This window comes from Nonomuraea roseola, assembly GCF_039535395.1.
GTDB classification, from domain to species: domain Bacteria; phylum Actinomycetota; class Actinomycetes; order Streptosporangiales; family Streptosporangiaceae; genus Nonomuraea; species Nonomuraea roseola.
In genome coordinates this window covers 1-17591 of record NZ_BAAAXC010000011.1, presented here as the reverse complement: position 1 = coordinate 17591, position 17591 = coordinate 1, and the positions used below count along the sequence as shown (strand labels likewise).

The window sequence follows — 17591 nt, the reverse complement described above, 5'->3', positions numbered from 1 at the left end:
ACTTGGTCGCCCGCCTGTTCTTCGACCAGCGCGCCACGTCCCTGACCGCTCCGTCCTGCTGATCAGAGGTCTTCGACGGCTGGCCGGAGGAGCCTTCGAGGTCCTGGCTCTGCCAGACTCGCCGTCAGCGCAAGGCAGAAGCTGCTGGCCTCACTGGTTCATTCACCCAGCGCGGGCGCCGCGGAGACAGACCAGAAGTCGGCGTAGCGGCCACTGCGGTGCAGCAGTTCGTCGTGGCTGCCTTGCTCCGCGATCCGGCCGCCGTCCAGGAAGACGATGTGGTCGGCGCGCTGGACGGTGCGCAGCCGATGCGCGACCATCACGACCGTCCGGCCCGCCATCAGGCGCTCGATGCCCTCGTGGACGGCCGCCTCGTTGACCGGGTCGAGTGCGGAGGTGACCTCGTCCAGCAGCACGATGGGCGCGTTCTTCAGCAGCGCCCGCGCGATGGAGACGCGCTGGCGCTCGCCGCCGGACAGCAGGGCGCCGCCCTCGCCGACGTTCGTCGCCCATCCGCCGGGTAGCCGCTCGATCACCTCGTCCAGGCGCGCCGCGGTCGCCGCCGCCCGCACGTCGGTCTCGGAGGCGTCGGCACGGCCGAGGCGCACGTTCTCCTCGATCGTGCCGTCGAAGAGATAGACCTCCTGGAAGACGATGGCGATCTGCGCCATCAACACCTCGGTGTTGATGGAGCGCACGTCCACGCCTCCCACGCGCACCGCGCCGGAGTCCACGTCGTAGAACCGCGCGAGCAGCTGCAGCAGGGTGCTCTTGCCCGCGCCCGACGGCCCGACGACGGCGAGCCGCTGTCCCTCGGGCACGGACAGCGACACGTCGTCGAACACCGTACGGTCGCCGTGCTTGAAGGTGACGGACTCGAACGCCAGGTCATGGCGTGTCGGCTGGATCGGTTCGGGAGGCTCGGGCAGCGGCTCGGTGCGCAGGACCTGGTCGAGCCTGTCCAGCTCGGACCGTGCACTGCGCAGTTTGCCGCTGATGTCCGAGAGCGACAGCAACGGATCGGCGCAGCGGGCGGCGAGCACCATGATCGCCAGCGCCTCGGCGGCGCCGATGTTGCCGCCGAGCGCGAGGTAGGTGCCCAGGGCCAGCAGGGCAGTGAAGATCGCCTGCACCGTGAGCGTCAGGCCCACCGTGCCTGGCAGCATCGCCAGCACGGTACGGCGGGAGGCACGCTGGACCTCCCGCAGCGAGTCGTCGAGCAGCCGGAACCGTTCGCCGGTCCGGCCGCCGGCTCGCAGCACCGGCTGGGCCTGGAGATATTCGATGACTCGCCCGGTGGCTTCCTTGTCGCGTTCGTGCCGCTCGGTATCGGTCGCGGCCACCGAGCGTGCCGTCCAGGCCATCATCGCCGCCACGACCGGTGCGGCCAGCAGCGCGGCCAGCCCCAGTTGCCAGTTGAAGGCGAGCATCACGGCGACGATCGTCACGGGAGTCACGAGGGCGGAGATGAACGGTGCCAGCAGGTGCGCCGCCACCCCCATCGCCTGCAGGAGGCCGCGGCTGGCCATGACGGACACCTCCCCGACCCGGCCGTCGCTGTACCAGCCGATGGGCAGTCGGGCCAGATGCTCGCCGAGCCGGTGGTACATGCCATGCAGCATCGTCATCCCCACACGCATACCGGATAGGTCGCTGACGTACCGCAGAACGGCGTACGCCGCGAACGCGGTGCCGAACGCGATCAGCCACGGCCCGGCATCGGCCGGCGTGCTCCCGAACAGTGCCCGCAGTACCGGGACCAGCAGTGCGTAGGACAGACCCTCGGCGATCGCGGTCGTCGCCATGAGGGTCACGGTGCGGCGCATGACCCTGGCGTACTGGTGTCCCAGCACGCGCAGCAGCATTCGAATCATCGGGACTGGTCTCCTTGGATCGCGGATCGGTGGGATTGCCAGAGCGCGGCGAACTTTCCGTTCTGTGCCAGCAGCTCGGTGGGCCTGCCGCGCTCGACGATCGACCCGTTCTCCAGCACCACGACGGTGTCGGCGTCGGCGACCGTCTCCAGGCGATGGGCGATGACCAGGATCGTCCGATCGCCACCCAGCGTCGCCAGGGCCCGGCGGACCGCCTGTTCGGTCTGCGGGTCGGCGAAGGAGGTCGCCTCGTCGAGCACCAGAACGGGCGTGTCGGCGAGCAGCGCGCGAGCGAGCGAGATCCGCTGCGCCTCGCCACCCGACAGCCCGGCCTCCTCACCGATCACCGTGTCGTATCCGCGCGGCAGCTCGAGGATGCGGTCATGGATGTTCGCCAGCCGGGCGGCGCGAATCACGTCGTCACGGTCGGCATGCGGTACCGCCAGCGCGATGTTGTCGGCGACCGACGCGCGCAGCAGGCGAACGTCCTGGAAGACGAAGGAGACCATCCGGTAGAGCTCCCGGCTGCCGATCTCGCGTAGATCGGCACCGCCCAGGACGACCGAGCCGTGGGTCGGGTCGAAGAAGCGCGGCAACAGCTGGACCAGCGTGGACTTCCCGCTTCCCGACGGGCCGACGATCGCGGTGACCGTCCCCGGCTCGAGCACCAGGTCGATCCCGCGCAGCACCTCGTGATCGGCCTCGTAGCCGAATCGGACGCCGCGCAGTTCCACCCGGTGCCCCTGTGGCGCGACCGGGTGCGCGGGCTCCGCCAGCGGCGGCACCTCGAGCACGTCGCGGATCCGGCCGACCGCGCGCCCTGCGGCCTGCAGCTCGTCGAAGCCATGGCCGAGGGCCGCCACCGGAGCGGTCAGGCCCAGTCCGAGCAGCAGGAAGGGCAGCAGATCCGAGGGGGCCAGGGAGCCGCCCGTGATCAGAGCCGTTCCGCCGATCAGCACGACCAGCAGCACGAACGGCGGCGACAGCGCCAGCTGCATCCCGGCGGCGACCAGGGACATGCCACGCACCCACCGGGAGAAGACGCCGACGAAATCGTCGGCGGACGACAGGAACTTGCGGTGGGCGCGCTCGGATCCGCCGAACGCCTTGACCACCGCGATACCCTGCACGAACTCGACGACGGAACTCGCGATCCGTCCCATGGCCGCATCGAACGCCTCCTGCTCCCGCTGCCTCGCGGGGAGCATCAGCAGCGGGACCAGCAGTATCGCCATCACCACCGGTATCAGCGTGATCAGCGTGAGCCGCCAGTCGATGGTGAACAGGTAGATCAGCGACACCAGCGGCACCACGAAGGCGGAGACGAGCTCGCCGGGGGTGTGGGCGATGAACGGGTGCACGGCACTGACGTCCTCACCCACCACCCTGGCCAGCTCGCCGGTCCGGCGCCTGGAGAACCAGCCGATCGGCACCCGACCCAGCCGCGCGGCCAACTGCCGCCGCAACGACAGCTGCACCCGGCCGTCAAGAAGATGCCCGACGCCCGACGACGCGGCCGTGAACACCAGCCGGACCAGCAAGCCGACCGCACCCCCGATCACCACCGGCCACACATGACCGTGATCGACCGGGCCGGGGGCCAACAGGGCACGACCCAGCTCGACGACCGCCAGCAGCGGCGCCAGACCCGCAAGGGCGCCGATCACCTGCAGGATGACAACGAGCGCGAAACGCCATCCATACGGACGCAACAGCCGCGTCATGCTCTGTCCCGTCTCGGGGTCGGCATCTGATGGCGGTGTGGACTGTTCCCTCGCCTGGGCGAAGCCGGTGGCGGTCATCGCTCTCCTTCCTTCGTCGAACTCATGGGGAGGGCGAGGATGTCCACGCCGTCCGGTGTGCGGATGCGGACCTGTCGAGCGCGCAAGCGTGCCCGTGACCGACAGATGCCGGCGGTGACTGTCGCGGTGTATGCGGACGGGTGAGGCGCGAGGCGCCCAGGCCGTGACCTACGCGGCCGCGGCGATGACGGCGGCCAGGCCTGTCAGACGCAAGACAGCAGAACCGCCGATCAGGGCGATGAACGGAACCATCCCGTCCTCCAATCTTGTCATCGGCAAGATTGGAGGAGCTTCGCTATCTTGTCAACGTCAAGATAGGGGGCATGGCGTCCATCGATCACGCAAAGCGCGGAGGTGAGGCAGATCAAGCAGACCGCCCACCACCACGGCAACCTGCGGCGCGCCATCATCGACGCCGCTCATCACCCAATGGTGACCCGACGCCGACGGCCCTGGCCGAGGGTGTACGGCTGGTGGTCGACAACGTGACCCGGATCGACGCGGTGGGGCGCAAGAGTGCGCTCAGGTCGCCTTGTTCGGAGGCGGAGAAGAAGCGCTGGGCCAGTTCTTCGCGTTGTCGCCGTGTGGCGTGGTAGCGGGGCCGGTGCTTTTGGACGTGGTTGCGGGCTCGGGCCACCAGGTGCCGGGTGGCCAATGTGGCGATGTACGCCCGCGGCGAGGCGATCGCTCGTCCCGCTGGAGGGTCTGGTGCATCCGCAGGAACGCCTCCTGCACCACGTGCTCGGCTTCGCTGACGCTGCCGAGCATCTGGTAGGCGATGGCGAACGCCCGCGGGCGCAGCTCGCCGTACAGGTCCGAGACGGACATGTCGGCTATTCCAATCCCTTGGCGAAGCCGTTGCCGCTGGGGCGGCAACGGCTCGATCATCGCCCACAGCTCGTCGCTGACCTCCCACGGTTTCGCCCGCGCCACCCGTACTCCTCTCGCGACCGCCACAGCGAGAGATCAAAGCACCGCGGAGATCATTCTGCTGGGTGCTTTACTCCTGCAGGATGGACAGAGCCCGGGACGGGCACAGGGTGACGGCGTGGCGCGCCTGCGCCGCGGTCTGGTCGTCGGGGTGGTCGGTCAGCAGGGCCACGATGCCGTCGTCGTCCTGGTCGAAGACGGCCGGCTCGGTCAGGACGCACTGGCCGGAGCCGACGCAGGCCCCGGTGTCGGCTTTGATCCGCATCATCTCCTCCTCACCAGGTGACCGGGAGTTCGTGTACGCCGTAGATGACGGCGTCGGCCTTGAACGGCAGGTCCTCGACCGGTACGGCGAGCCGCAGGGTGGGGATGCGGCGGAACAGCGTGTCGAAGACGATCTGCAGCTCCATCCTGGCCAGGTTCTGGCCGAGGCACTGATGCGGGCCGAACCCGAAGGCGAGGTGGTGGCGGGCCCCGCGCTCGACATCCAGTTCGGCCGGATCCTTGAACGCCGCCGGGTCCCAGTTGGCCGACAGGCCCGAGACGATGACGCCCTCGCCGGCCTTGATGCTCACCCCGCCGATCTGCACGTCCTCGGTGGCCACCCGGGAGGTGACCCCGTCGGCGATGGTGAAGTAGCGCAGCAGTTCCTCCACGGCCATGGGCATCCTGCCCGAGTCGGCCTTGACCAAGGCCAGTTGCTCCGGATGGGAGAGCAGACCGACCACGCCGAGCGAGATCATGTTCGCCGTGGTCTCGTGGCCGGCGGTCAGCAGCAGGAAGGCCAGGCTCACCAGGCCCGCGTGATCGAGGGCGCCCTTCTGGCGTTGCCTGGCGATCTGCCTGCCGAACAGGTCGTCGCCGGGTTCGGACTCCTTGCGGGTGACCAGGTCGTCGAGGTAGGCGCGCAGTTCGGCGAAGGCTCGCCGGCGGTCTTCCATCGAGGTCCGGCGCACCAACATGGTGGTGCGGCTTTGGAAGAAGTCGTGGTCGGTGTAGGGGACACCGAGCAGTTCGCAGATCACCAAGGAGGGCACCGGCAGGGACAGCGCCTGCACCAGGTCGACCGGTCGCCGGTCGGCGGCGAGCATGTCGTCGATGAAGTGGTCGACGATGTCCTGGATCCGCGGGCGCAGCGCAGCCAGGCGCTTCACGGTGAACTCGCCGATCACCGGGCGGCGGGCCGCGGAGTGTTCCTCGCCGTCCATGCCGAGCATCAACGGCGCCTGGCTGCGGAGCTGCTGCAGGGTCGCCGCATCGAGGGTGAAGAGCGGGAAGCCGTCCTTGCGCTTGTCGGAGGAGAAGCGGGGGTCGGCGAGCACGGTACGGGCCTCCTCGTGTCCGGACACCCACCACGCCTCGCCGCCGCTGGTCAGGCGGACCTTGCTGATCGGCGCCTGCCCGCGCAGTCGCTCGTACTCGGCGGGCGGGGCGAACGGGCAGCCCCGCTCGACCGGCAGTTCCAGGCCGGCGAGTTCGCCGGCGACGTTCTTCGTCATCAATAACCTCCTAGTGATGGATCTGGCCGTATCTGTTCTGCCTGCCGGAGACTTCGGCAGCGTGATCGACACCGCCACCATCGGGCTCCCGACCTGCCGGACCGTGCTGCGCAGGACGAGAGGCTCTTGCGCCACCGTCAGGTCCAGGTCGCTGCGAGGTTGCGGGCAGGCCTGTCACCGTGTTGATCGCAGGGTGAGCGGGGTCTCGGATTCGATGCGGGTCAGCTTCTCCGGGTTGCGGACGTAGTAGAGGCCGGCGATGCGGGCGTTCTCGACACGGACTGCTATGACGCCGTCGATCTCGCCGTTCACGCGTAGGACGAGTGCCGGGTTGCCGTTGACCAGCGTGTGGTCGCTGGTGAGCACGACGTCGGCCTTGCCGAGGCCGCCGACGATGAAGCGAGCCACCTTCTCGGCACCGGTGATCGGCCGCGGCGCGGCCTGCTTGACGCCGCCGCCGTCGCTGATCAGGACGATCTGCGGGGCGAGCACGTCGAGGAGGCCCTGCAGGTCCCTGGTTTCGAACGCGCGCTGGAACGACGCCAACACCGCCCGGGCCTGGCCTGGGGCGACCTCCTCGCGAGGACGGCGGGCATCGACGTGCTCTCGGGCGCGGTGCGCGATCTGCCGGACGGCCGCGGGGCTTTTGCCGACGGCGGCCGCGATCTCGTCGTGACTGATACCGAAGGCCTCGCGCAGCACGAAGACGGCGCGCTCGGTCGGCGACAGCGTCTCCAGGACGATCATGAGCGCCATCGACACACTCTCGGCGAGCTCGACGTCCTCGGCCACGTCCGGCGCGGTGAGCAGCGGCTCCGGCAGCCAGGAGCCGACATAGTCCTCCTTACGGCGACTCATGGTGCGCAGCCGGTCGAGCGAGCGGCGGGTCGTGATCCGGACCAGGTAGGCCCGCTGGTCGCGTACCTGCTCCATGTCGACCTTCATCCACCGCAGCCAGGTCTCCTGCAGGACGTCTTCGGCGTCGGCCGCCGATCCGAGCATCTCGTAGGCGACGGTGAAGAGCAGGTTGCGGTGGGCGACGAACGCCTCGATCGCGGAGTCCATCCGGCCGCCGGCGAGCGGTTCGGCTGTGCCCGTCGTCGGCTCGCTGCGCTCGTTCATAGCCGGCTCCTGCCTGTTCGCCCTCAACTGCGCTCCATGCACAAGACTCCGGCCGGCACCGCCGTGTGACACCCATGATCGGTGGCGCACGTCACATGACCGCCCTGTCACAGAAGCCGGGTCGCCGGCGCCTCATGGCCGTCAGCCGCGCGAACGATCCGCGCGGCACACGACTCCACGAGTGATCGCCTTCGCCCCGTTGCGGGGTGACCGCCGCGCGACCGCCACCGCAGAAGGAACGGAAAGACATCATGAGCGAGGTCTGGTTCGTCCTGCGGCCTCGGCCGCGACTTCGTCGAAGCCGCCCGTGGGTGCCGGAAACTCGGTCGTGGGGCTGACCTGGGGTTCGGCATCTCAGCGCTGCAGGCATGACAGCGGAGCGATCAACGAGTACCACCGGGCTGCCTGGCTGACCCGACGAAATGCCGGCTCAGAGCAGGTGCACGAGTGACGCCGTCGACCACCTCAACGCCGACGGGCTGATCCTTGGCCGGGGTCATGAACGAACCCCGTGGCCGGGTCGGAACTGTTCAACCCGGCGCCGGGCCCGAGGTCGGCTTCCGTCAGCGCCGACCGGTTGATGACATCAGCCCTTCGAGCCGGTGAAGGCGATACCGGCGATGAGCTGGCGTTGCATGACGACGAAGAGGGCGATCACGGGCAGTGAGGCCACGACCGACCCGGCGAACAGGATGGGGTAGTTGGTCAGGAACTGACCGCGGAGCGAGGCGAGTCCAGCCGAGAGCGTCATCATCTCCGGATCGGTGTTGACCACCAGCGGCCAGAGCAGGCTGCTCCACGACCACATGACAGTCAGCATGCCGAGCGCCAGCAGGCCGGGTCTGACCAGAGGGAGCAGGATGTGCCAGTAGATCTGCAGCGGGTTCGCCCCGTCGATCGAGGCCGCCTCGTCCAGTTCCCTGGGCAACGACAGGAAGAACTGCCGGAGCATGAAGGTACCGAACGCTCCGAACACGCCTGGCGCTATCAGCGCCTGCAGAGAGTTCAGCCAGCCGAGCTCCATCATGATCTCGTAGCGCGGGATGAGGAACAGTTCCCCGGGCACCATCAGGACGGCCAGGAAGAGCAGGAACAGGACGCCCCTGCCTGGAAAGCGGAGCCGGGCGAAGGCGAACGCGGCCAGCGAGCACAGCAGCAGTTGCCCGGCGGTGACGGCGGCGGTGACCACGACTGTGTTGAGGAACTGCCTGGCCAGCGGCACTGACCGGAACACATCGGCGAAGTTCGACCACTGCCAGGAGGGCGTGAACTTCGGCGGCACCCGTAGAGAGTCCGGCAGGGTCTGCAGCGAGACCACGAGCTGCCAGGCGAACGGCGCGAGCATGACCAGCGCGCCGGTGGCCAGGAACACGTGCGCCGGCCAGGTCCTGGGCCTACTCATAGTGCACCCACTTCTTCTGTAGCCTGAACTGGAACGCGGTCAGCACCAGGATCAGCCCGAGCAGGATGACGGCGATCGCCGCGGCGAGCCCACGCTGGTTCTGCACGAAGCCCGTCTCGTAGAAGAGGTAGACGATCGTGCGACTGCCCTCCAGGGCCGGGCTCTTGAGGTCGATCATGAGATAGACGAGGTCGAAGACCTGCAGCGCGTTGATCATCGTTATGACCATGACGAAGAACGTGGTGGGCGTGAGCAACGGCAGCGTGATGCGGAAGAACTGCCGCAGCCGCCCGGCCCCGTCGATCTCGGCGGCCTCGTAGTAGTGACGCGGAATGCCCTGCAACCCGGCCAGGAACAACACGGCGTTGTAGCCGATCGAGCTCCAGATCCCGACGACCGCGATGGCGTAGATCGCGAAGTCGGGGTCGCCGAGCCAATACGGCCCGTCGATCCCCACCGTGCCCAGGACGTGGTTGATCGCCCCGAAGTCGCCGTTGAACAGGTAACTCCAGGTCAGGGCCACCGCGGCGGGCATCGTGACCACGGGCAGGAAGTAGAGGGTGCGGTAGAGGCTCAGCCCGCGCAGCCCCGGCACGTTCAGCAGTGCCGCGACGACGATGGACAGCGGCACGCCCGCCAGCACCAGCACCGCGTAGAGCAGGGTGTTGCCGAGCGCGCCGTACATCTCCTCGTCGGTGAACAGTCCGGCGAAGTTGGCCGTCCCCACCCAGGTGTAGCCGCCGAAGACACCCGACTCGGTCATGCTGAGATACAGGGTCTGGACGATGGGCCACAGGTAGAAGACGGCCAGGCCCAGCGCCATCGGGGCGATGAAGAGGTACCCCCACGCCCACTCGCGCTTGGAGTGCATCGTTACTCCTTGGCCAGAATCTCGTTCATCTGCGCCGCGATCTCCTTTGCGACGTCGGCCACCGGCCGCTTGCCTGCCCAGGCCTCGGCGAGCAGCTTGTTCTGCACGTCCTGCCACTGCGCGGTGTTCAGCGACACCGGGTACGGCACGCCGTTGGGCATCGAGGCGTCGTAGGTCTCCTTCAGGTGGAAGGTGGGGAAGGCCTTGAACCAGCCCTCCTGCGTGCCGTCGCGGAGCGAGAGGGAGCCGCCGCCGCTGTCGCTGAGGATCTTCTGGGCCTGCTCGGAGGCGACGAACTCGGCGAAGGCCGCCGACTCCTTCGGGTGCTTGCTCTTGGCCGAGACGGCGTTGGCCAGGCCGAGCAGGATGACGGCATCTTTGGCCGGGCCCTTGGGCAGCGCAGCCACGTCGATCCGCTCACGGATCTCGGGGTTGGCCCAGAAGGTGGAGGCGAGCCAGGCGCCGCCGTAGAACATGCCGTACTTGCCGGACTGGAAGAGCTGGATGGGGTCGGTGTCGGTGTAGACCTCGGCGACGGGGGCGACCTTTTCCTCGATCATGTCGGTCCAGTACTCCAGGCCCTGGATCGAGGCGGGGTCGTCGAAGCCGCTCTTCTTGCCGTCCTCCGACAGCACGTGGCCGCCTGCCTGGAGCATGGTGGGGTAGAAGGCGCCCTGGTCCCACATGTGGGCGAGGATGCCGAACTGCTTCTTGGACGGGTCGGTCAGCTTCTTGGCGGCGGCCTTGACGTCGTCCCAGGTCCAGTCGGCGGTGGGGTAGGCCACTCCGGAGGCGTCGAAGAGCTTCTTGTCGTACCAGAGCGCCGGGACGCTCACGTTGTGCGGCAGGCCGTACAGCTTGCCGTCGTAGCGGTAACCCTCGACGACCGCCGGGGACAGGCCCTGGGCTTTGGACTCCTCGATCGGGGTGATGATCCCGCCCTTGGCGTACATGCGGACGTTGAGGCTGTTCATCCAGAACACGTCGGGCGCCGCGCCGCCGGACGCGGCCGTCTGGAGCTTGGTCCAGTACTGGTCCCACGGTGTGATCTCGAGCTTCACCGTGACGTTCGGGTTGGTCTGCTGGAAGGCCGCGATGATCTTCTCCGCGCTCGCCTGGTCGTTCTTGTCCCAGATGGCGTAGCTGATCGTGGCCTTCCCTGAGGCTTGCGGCTCGTTGGACGAGCCGCAGCCGGCAGTCATGACGGCCAGGCCGGTGAGGCAGGCGAGGGGTAGGCGGAAACGCACGTTTGTCTCCAGAGGGTTGGGGGGTGTTCAGGGCCGCAGGTTGGAGGTCCAGTCGGCGAGCTCGCTGTCGATCTCGGCCCTGGTCCGGGGGTGGCCGGGAGCGTCGGGACGTCGCTGCCACGGGTGCGGGCCGGTGGCCGGACGATATTCCACGCCCAGGGCGTCGAGCCGCTTTTCGTGTAAGGCGAGCCGTACGAGAAAGTCCTCGAAGTCGCGCTCGTCGCTCCACATCGCCTCGGCGAAGGCGGCCAGTCGTGGGAAGGCCATGTAGTCGAGGAGGCGGGGCGAGTCGATGTGCTCGGTCCACAGCGCCGCTTGCGCGCCGAGGATTCTGCTCTGCTCCTCCCCGGTGAGGCCACGGGGGACCGGGTCGAAAGCGTGGACGGCGCCCAGGGAGGTCACGCTGCCGATCGGCACCGGCTCCTGATCGCCCTCGGCCTGGCGGAAATCCAGGTACGTCTCGGCGAACGGGGAGACGACCACGTCGTGGCCGGCCCGCGCGGCCATCGACGCACACCTGTCGCCGCGCCAGGCCCCGACGGTGACGCCCGGTGGCAGGCCGCCCTCCAGGAGCTCGTCCCAGCCGAGCGGCTTGCGCCCGCGGGCCAGCAGGTAGTCGGTGAAGTGCCGCATGAGCCAGGTCTGCAGCTCGTCGGCATCGCGCAGGCCGAGTTCGCGGATGCGCTCCTTGGCGGGGAGGCTCTCGTTCCACTGGGTCTTGGGAGTCTCGTCGCCGCCGACGCAGATGTACTCGCCGGGGAAGAGCTCGAGGACCTCGTCGAGGACATCGGTGAAGAAGGCGATCGTCTCGTCGGAGACGTTGATGACGTTCTCTCCGACACCCCACTCGGTGCGCACCCCCAGGGGGACGTCGAGGTTGCCGAGCTCGGGGTAAGCGGCGATGGCGGCCTGCGTGTGGCCTGGAAGGTCGATCTCAGGCAGGACCGTGACGGAGCGATCGGCCGCGTAGGAGACGATCTCCCTGATGTCGTCCTGGCTGTAGAAGCCGCCGTGCGGACGCCCGTCGAACAGGCGGTGCCGCCTGGCGCCCAGCGGTGACTCGCGTCGCCAGGCGCCGATCTCCGTGAGCTTCGGGTACTTCCTGATCTCCAGCCGCCAGCCCTGGTCGTCCGTCAGGTGCAGATGGAGGACGTTGAGCTTGTGCGCGGCCAGCAGGTCGATGTACCGCAGCAGGTCGTTCTTGGGCAGGAAGTACCGGGCGACGTCGATGAGACAGCCGCGCCAGCCGTACTTGGGGGCGTCGGCGATCTCGATCGCGGGGATGCTCCAGGTTCTGTCTCCGGTACGGCCGGCGCGGAAAGCGGCCGGGTCGAGCAACTGGCGAAGAGTCTGCGCCCCGTAGAAAGCACCGGCCTGGGCCGAGGCCTCGATCAGCACGGACTCCGTCGTGGCGGTGAGCCGATATTCCTCGGGCCCGAGGCCCACGGTGTGGCGGATCTCGACCCCGCCGGGACCTTCGAGCAGCGGCAGGCCGGTGGCCGAGGTGAGCGCCTGGCGAAGCCACGCCGCGGCCCTGGCCAGCACCGGGTCGGCGGTCAACGGCGTCGCGGCGGTGAAGGTGAACACCCCTTGTCCGGGTGCGCAGCGGGAAGGCGCCGGGATCAGGGTCACAGTGCCTGCACCGTCCGGGTCTCGCGGGCGCGTTCGGCGGCCCAGACGACGAGGTGCCCGGCCAGAGCTCCGGCCGGGTCGGCGCCGAGCGGCGCCTGGTCTCCGGCGGCCACGGCGTCGATGAACGCCCTGACGAGGCCCGCGTCGCCACCGCCATGGCCATCGGCCAGCGATGCGCCCGCGTTCGTCCCGGTGTCAAGTGTTTCCTCGGCGCCGGTCACGAAGTCGACGATCCTGATGTGGCGCCCGTCCCCCTCGGCGAAGCCGTGGGTGCCGAAAACCCGCGTCTTGCGGTGCTCCAGTGGTGTGAACGCCGTCATCGTGAACGTCGCGGTCGCGCCCCCCGCGAACTCCAGCGTGACGACCTGCTGGTCCACCACGTCGTTGTCGCAGTCGTAGACGCAGCGGCCGTAGGGACCGGTCTCCAGCGCGTGCATGACGCCTGCCGTACTGGCGTCGGAGGTGACGGCGCCGAGCGGCCAGAACTCCCGGGCCGGATCGCCGAGGCAGCCCAGATAGAGGCGTGTGGCCGAGTAAGGGCAGCTCGGCTCGACAGCGCAGCTCACGCACCGCGTGTCCGCACCCTTCGGCCGGTTCTCCGGCCGGAAGTGGGTCAGCGAGCCGAAGGACGACACGGCGACCGGTTCCTCGCCGACGAGGTGGAGCAGCCAGTCGATGTCGTGACAGGACTTGGTCAACAGCATCGGCCCCGCTTCGACCGTGTTGCGCCAGGAACCGCGCACGAAGGAGTGGGCCATGTGCCACCACCCCACCGGCTCCAGGTGCTGGACACTGGAGATCGAACCCAACCTGCCGCTGCCCAGGAGCTCCTTGAACGCTTTGGTGTAGGCGGTGTAGCGGAGCACATGGCAGATCGCGAAGACCACGCCACTGCGGTCGACCGCCTCGACGATACGGCGGGCTTCCCGTTCGGTGGGGGCCAGCGGCTTCTCCAGCAAGATCGCATAGCCCAGCTCGGCGAAGGCGACCGCCGGCTCGACGTGCAGCTGGTCCTGGGTCGCGATGACCACGGCGTCCGCCAGCTTCGGCACGGCGGCCAGGTCAGCCCATCCCGTGAAGCGGGACTGCTCCGGCACGTCGTGCTCGGTGGCCAGCGCGGCCCGCCTCGCCGGGTCTGGGTCGGCCACAGCCACGATGCGTGCCCGACCGTCAGCAGCCGCCGCCCTGGCGTAGATCTGGCCGCGCGCTCCCGCCCCGACGACGGCTATGGTCAATGTCATTCGACGACCCCCTTTATTACAGGCTCCATAGATATTCATGGATCCGGCCTTGCCGTCAAGCCCCCAATGCCGGATGATCGAGGTAGACCGGCGCGACATAATTCAGAGACTGTTGATAGTGAGGAGCACGCCCGTGCAGGTCAGTGGTGGAGACCTTCAGCGGCTGCGTCAGCAGAACACCCTGAACAGCCTCCGCGTCCTGCGTGAGGCGCGCGCACCGTTGACGCTCACAGAGCTGGTCGCGCAGACCGGGTTGTCGCGAGCCTCCGTGGGGGACGTCGTCGCCGAGCTCCAGCAACGTGGCTGGATCGCCGAGGTAGACCCCGCACCGGGCACCTTGGGCCGGCCCGCCAAGCGCTACCGCTTCCGCACCGACGTCGGGCACGTGCTGGGCATCGACATAGGAGTTCACAAGATCCTGGCCGTGGTCACCGACCTCACGGGCCGGACCATCGCCAGCGGCCGGGTCGCCGTCGACCGGCACACCGCCCGGCACGAGCGGCTGGAGGCCGTGTGGAGAGCCGTCGACGCCGCACTCGTCGCCGCCGGCCTGACAGCCTCCGACCTGTGGGGCGCCACCGCAGGAAGCACCGGCGTGGTCAACAGGGAAGGGCTGGTCACCCGGGTCCACGATCTTCCCGACTGGGCCGGAGTCGAACTAGCCGGCCATCTCGGGCAGCGCCTGCCCTGCCCGATCACCATCGAGAACGACAGCAAGCTGGCCGCTCTCGCCGAGCAGCGGCTCGGCGTCGCGGCAGGCGTTCAGGACCTTGTCTACCTGCACGTCGGCCGCCGGCCCGGCGCCGCGCTCATCCTCAACGGCCGGCTTCACCACGGGTTCAGCGGGGCCACCGGCGAGGTGGGCCTCATGGAGGTCACCGGGTGGCGCACCATGGCCGGCCACCTGGAGGGCTGTCGCGCGGCCGCCGGCGCATCACCTGAGGAGGCTGCCCGGCTCGTCTTCGACGCAGCCCGCGCCGGAGACCCCGAAGCCCAGGCCGCCGTCGATACCTACGCCCACCACCTCGCCCTCGGCACCGCCGCCATGGTGCTGACCCTGGATCCTGAGCTGGTCGTTCTGGGCGGTGGCTTCTCCCGCTCGGCCGACGTTCTGCTTCCCGCGCTCAACCGGGCCCTTGAGCCCCACTGCGTGCGCGTTCCCGGCATCCGGCCGTCGACGCTCGGTGAGGAATGCGTCGCCCTGGGCGGAGCCTGCCTGGCGCTGGACGATGTGGACGAGCGGCTCTTCTCGCTGGAAGAGGCCATCCTTGACCCCGCCGCTCCTCAGCGCATCTCTTGACGCCCCCTCTCGAAGGCCGGCCGAGGCGGGTTCACCTGGCTCGGCCGGCCTTCGTCGTCAGGCCTTCTCGTAGGGGATGATCTCGGCCAGGGCGGAGGCTCCGCCGATGCCGTAGTCGGAGCGCAGCCTGATGTACCGGGCCGAGAGCCCCTGGAGGCTGACATCGTTGGGGGCGGTCATGCGGGGCCACTCGACGCGTGTGACGTCCCTGAACGTGATGCCGTCGTCGCTGACCTGCACCATGCCCTTGAGAATGGTGCCGTTCATGTTCGTGCGCAGCTTGGGCTGGAACCGTACGGCCGACAGTTCCCTGACGCGGCCGACGTCGACGGTGATGGTGTGCGGCTGCGGGGGGACGGCTGGGTAGTCGGAGTGGAAGTCGGTGGTCAGCTTGCCGTCGACGGCATTGCGCGGATCGCCGATGCCGGGCTTGAAGGTGCTGGCAGTGGCCGTGAGCTCGGCGGGCGGGATGCGGCGACCGGCGGGCTCGGCCGGCCAGATGTGGCGTCCCTTGCCGGGCTCCTCGGTGACGGGCTCCCGGTCGGGTCCGGTCCCCTTGCCGCGGATCAGGACGTCGGTGACGACGGAGCCGTGGTCGGAGTAGAAGGGGTAGGGCTGGTTGAGCCAGCTCTGCCGGTGGCGGGGGAGGCGGTCGATGTCGGCGCGGGACCCCAGGACGCGGACGTCCTTGCCGCGGGCGAAGACGTAGTCGATGCGGCCTGGAATGGCGCCCATGCCGTGGTAAGGGCTCCACGTGCGGCCGGGGTAGCGTCCGGCGTCGGGGTTGGCGAAGCGGAAGGTGTCCATGAAGCCGTGGTCGGTGTACAGCTTGGTGTACGGCCAGGGCAGGACTACGCCGCCGTGGCCGGGGGCGTTGGCGAACTGCTCGCTCCAGTCCAGGTGCGACTGCGCGTTGAGGTCGCCGCCCATGAGCACAGGGGCATCGTCGTCGCCGACGAAGGACGGGATCGCCTTCTCGAGGATGGCCTTGCCCATGGCGACCCGGCGAAGGTTGTCGCCCTCCAGGATCTGTTCGTTGGTCTTGGTGCGGGGGAGGCCGTGGGTGTTCTGCACCGCCGCGTCGTGGGTGTCGCCGTAGGCCCAACCGTCGTGCCAGGTCCACAGGCTGAAGGCGTGGACATGCTTGCCGTTGGGCAGGCCGAGCCGGGCGCCGCCCAGGTTGAATGAGCTGATGTCGGCGTCGGCGTAGCGCGGGTACACCTTTTGGATGTCCAGCTTGGTGTAGAGCCACAGGTTGTCGCCGTTGACGCTGTAGTCCTCGGGCGTGGTGAGCTGCACGCCGGCGAATCGGTCGCCCTCCGCCCGTCCGGCGTTCAGCCCGTCGAGGATCTTCTGGCCGGAGCCGTACCCCTCGACCACGAAAAGAATGTCGGGGTTGACCTCGTTCATGTAGTCGATCATCTGGGCGAGGTTCTCGCCGGTGTTCTCCTGGCGGTTGTAGGTGCCGCCGACGAAGAGGTTCCATGCCATGAGCCGGAGGGGTGTCCCCACGTGCTTCTCCGGCAGGGAGGTGAGGGAGACGTCGACCGTCACATCCTTGTCGGGGAGCACGAAGGGGCGGCTGCGCACCTGCCCGTCACGCGTGTACAAGGTGTCTCGCGCCCATACCTGGTCGCCGCTCCTGACGGTGGTGACGAACTCTTCGACGCGGTGAGGTCGGGCCTTGCCGGTGGCGACCACTGTGCAGGTGCTGCTGGGGCCGTTGCCGTCGCAGTCCAACCGGTAGCTCGGCTTGCTTCCACGGTCGGCGGCGGCTGCGGTGGTGTTCGTGGCGGCGAGCAGTCCGGTCAAGGCAACGGCGACTGCGACGGGAGGGACTAAGAAGCGCATGGGCATTCCTTTTGCGAGATTTCGGGGGAGGGGGTGGGTCTCAGGGCGTGCGAGGTGCTGTCAGGTGAGACGCCGCGGCTGCGGCGAGGGCGCCGGGCAGGCTCAGGTGACGTGACCTCTGTGTGTCGTCAGAGGTGGTCGGCACGTGGTTGCACATATTGACAGACTCCAGAGGAAGTTGTCCCAAGTGAAGGCCCTCTAGCGGGATCATTCCGGCATCGCCACTGCGCCGCAAGGTCTTCGTGGTGAATATTTACAGACTGTGCAATAAAGCGCAGGCGGCACGGGCTCGCTGATCCTGTGAACCGTGAGCCGATCTGGGTGCCCGGACTACTGGACCGGGGCGCCCTGCCCGCGCCGGAGGGCGGCGGGGAGGAACTGGTGCACGGGGTGCCGCGCACGCCGCTGGTGTTCACGCCCGGAAGCGGCGGAACGAGCGGGACACGGTGTGAATGTTCTGCTCAGCGTGTACGCGAAGTGCATCGACGGACCGGACTGGGCCGGGACACGGGTAGCGGGCCTCGTGCTACGCGCTGGCCGGATGGCTGTACGCCGCCTCATTCTGAGGTCGCCGGAACTCAGGCGTTCACTCCTGATCGGACGGCAAGGACCGGAGGAGACGATAACCGGTGTCGTCGGTCAGCAGGCGCCAACGGCCTGGCCCTTCGGCGGCCAGCTTGCGCCGAAGGGACCCGAGGTAGAGCCGCGCCACCGACTCCTCGTCGGACCGCCCTGGACCCCACACCTCGACGATCAACTGCTGTACGGTGACCGACCGCCCGGCCTGATCCATCAGGGCTGCGAGGATCCGTCTCTCGAG

15 protein-coding genes are annotated in these 17591 nt (G+C 68.6%); 2 read left to right on the top strand and 13 right to left on the bottom strand.

What is annotated here, in order from left to right; genetic code table 11:
- Positions 1-158: 158 nt before the first annotated feature.
- Together ABFX55_RS11355 and ABFX55_RS11350 are read right to left on the bottom strand one after the other, a co-directional pair.
- On the bottom strand, positions 159-1874 hold the full coding sequence (locus ABFX55_RS11355) for an ABC transporter ATP-binding protein (RefSeq protein WP_346120240.1): 1716 nt from the start codon (positions 1872-1874) through the stop codon (positions 159-161).
- Positions 1871-3439, bottom strand: a complete 1569-nt coding sequence (locus ABFX55_RS11350) for an ABC transporter ATP-binding protein (protein WP_346120238.1) — start codon at positions 3437-3439, stop codon at positions 1871-1873. Before ABFX55_RS11350 ends, ABFX55_RS11355 begins: the two co-directional genes overlap by 4 nt.
- A 9-nt stretch (positions 3440-3448) precedes the next feature.
- Between ABFX55_RS11350 and ABFX55_RS11345 the strand changes: the two genes are divergently transcribed.
- Positions 3449-3628 (top strand): hypothetical protein, encoded by a 180-nt coding sequence (locus ABFX55_RS11345; RefSeq protein WP_346120237.1) that lies wholly within the window; start codon positions 3449-3451, stop codon positions 3626-3628.
- A 570-nt stretch (positions 3629-4198) separates the two neighbouring features.
- Here ABFX55_RS11345 and ABFX55_RS11340 read toward each other — a convergent pair.
- The 9 genes from ABFX55_RS11340 to ABFX55_RS11300 form a co-directional block, all read right to left on the bottom strand.
- Positions 4199-4609, bottom strand: coding sequence for a sigma factor (locus ABFX55_RS11340; protein ID WP_346120235.1), 411 nt, complete (start codon positions 4607-4609; stop codon positions 4199-4201).
- A gap of 67 nt (positions 4610-4676) precedes the next feature.
- Complete coding sequence (locus tag ABFX55_RS11335; RefSeq protein WP_346120233.1) at positions 4677-4874, bottom strand: ferredoxin; 198 nt, start codon at positions 4872-4874, stop codon at positions 4677-4679.
- Positions 4875-4881: 7 nt separating this feature from the next.
- Complete coding sequence (locus ABFX55_RS11330; protein ID WP_346120231.1) at positions 4882-6105, bottom strand: cytochrome P450; 1224 nt, start codon at positions 6103-6105, stop codon at positions 4882-4884.
- Between the two features lie 174 nt (positions 6106-6279).
- Positions 6280-7227 (bottom strand): RNA polymerase sigma-70 factor, encoded by a 948-nt coding sequence (locus tag ABFX55_RS11325; RefSeq protein WP_346120229.1) that lies wholly within the window; start codon positions 7225-7227, stop codon positions 6280-6282.
- Between the two features lie 586 nt (positions 7228-7813).
- Positions 7814-8629: a carbohydrate ABC transporter permease gene (locus ABFX55_RS11320; protein ID WP_346120227.1), complete on the bottom strand. Its 816-nt coding sequence runs from the start codon at positions 8627-8629 to the stop codon at positions 7814-7816.
- Positions 8622-9500, bottom strand: a complete 879-nt coding sequence (locus ABFX55_RS11315) for a carbohydrate ABC transporter permease (protein ID WP_346120225.1) — start codon at positions 9498-9500, stop codon at positions 8622-8624. The genes ABFX55_RS11320 and ABFX55_RS11315 overlap by 8 nt, the downstream gene beginning before the upstream one ends.
- 2 nt (positions 9501-9502) lie before the next feature.
- Positions 9503-10747, bottom strand: coding sequence for an ABC transporter substrate-binding protein (locus ABFX55_RS11310; RefSeq protein WP_346120224.1), 1245 nt, complete (start codon positions 10745-10747; stop codon positions 9503-9505).
- 27 nt (positions 10748-10774) lie between these two features.
- Positions 10775-12379, bottom strand: a complete 1605-nt coding sequence (locus ABFX55_RS11305; protein ID WP_346120222.1) for a beta-N-acetylhexosaminidase — start codon at positions 12377-12379, stop codon at positions 10775-10777.
- A complete protein-coding gene (locus tag ABFX55_RS11300) occupies positions 12376-13620 on the bottom strand; it encodes a Gfo/Idh/MocA family protein (RefSeq protein WP_346120220.1) in 1245 nt (414 codons plus the stop codon). The genes ABFX55_RS11305 and ABFX55_RS11300 overlap by 4 nt, the downstream gene beginning before the upstream one ends.
- A gap of 133 nt (positions 13621-13753) precedes the next feature.
- Between ABFX55_RS11300 and ABFX55_RS11295 the strand changes: the two genes are divergently transcribed.
- Entirely contained in the window at positions 13754-14920 is a 1167-nt protein-coding gene (locus ABFX55_RS11295; protein ID WP_346120218.1) for an ROK family transcriptional regulator, read from the top strand.
- Positions 14921-14977: 57 nt separating this feature from the next.
- On the opposite strand, the gene ABFX55_RS11290 is transcribed toward ABFX55_RS11295, so the two are convergent.
- Complete coding sequence (locus ABFX55_RS11290) at positions 14978-16771, bottom strand: discoidin domain-containing protein (RefSeq protein WP_346120217.1); 1794 nt, start codon at positions 16769-16771, stop codon at positions 14978-14980.
- Between the two features lie 586 nt (positions 16772-17357).
- Positions 17358-17591, bottom strand: a 234-nt coding sequence (locus ABFX55_RS11285; RefSeq protein ID WP_346120215.1) for a winged helix-turn-helix domain-containing protein, incomplete at its 5' end; no start/stop codon positions are given.

Coding starts and splice junctions, on each gene's coding strand:
- ABFX55_RS11355 (WP_346120240.1), bottom strand. CDS start 1,874: ATGATTCGAATGCTGCTGCGCGTGCTGGGACACCAGTACGCCAGGGTC.
- ABFX55_RS11345 (WP_346120237.1), top strand. CDS start 3,449: ATGACCGTGATCGACCGGGCCGGGGGCCAACAGGGCACGACCCAGCTC.
- ABFX55_RS11335 (WP_346120233.1), bottom strand. CDS start 4,874: ATGATGCGGATCAAAGCCGACACCGGGGCCTGCGTCGGCTCCGGCCAG.
- ABFX55_RS11330 (WP_346120231.1), bottom strand. CDS start 6,105: ATGACGAAGAACGTCGCCGGCGAACTCGCCGGCCTGGAACTGCCGGTC.
- ABFX55_RS11325 (WP_346120229.1), bottom strand. CDS start 7,227: ATGAACGAGCGCAGCGAGCCGACGACGGGCACAGCCGAACCGCTCGCC.
- ABFX55_RS11320 (WP_346120227.1), bottom strand. CDS start 8,629: ATGAGTAGGCCCAGGACCTGGCCGGCGCACGTGTTCCTGGCCACCGGC.
- ABFX55_RS11315 (WP_346120225.1), bottom strand. CDS start 9,500: ATGCACTCCAAGCGCGAGTGGGCGTGGGGGTACCTCTTCATCGCCCCG.
- ABFX55_RS11300 (WP_346120220.1), bottom strand. CDS start 13,620: ATGACATTGACCATAGCCGTCGTCGGGGCGGGAGCGCGCGGCCAGATC.
- ABFX55_RS11290 (WP_346120217.1), bottom strand. CDS start 16,771: ATGCGCTTCTTAGTCCCTCCCGTCGCAGTCGCCGTTGCCTTGACCGGA.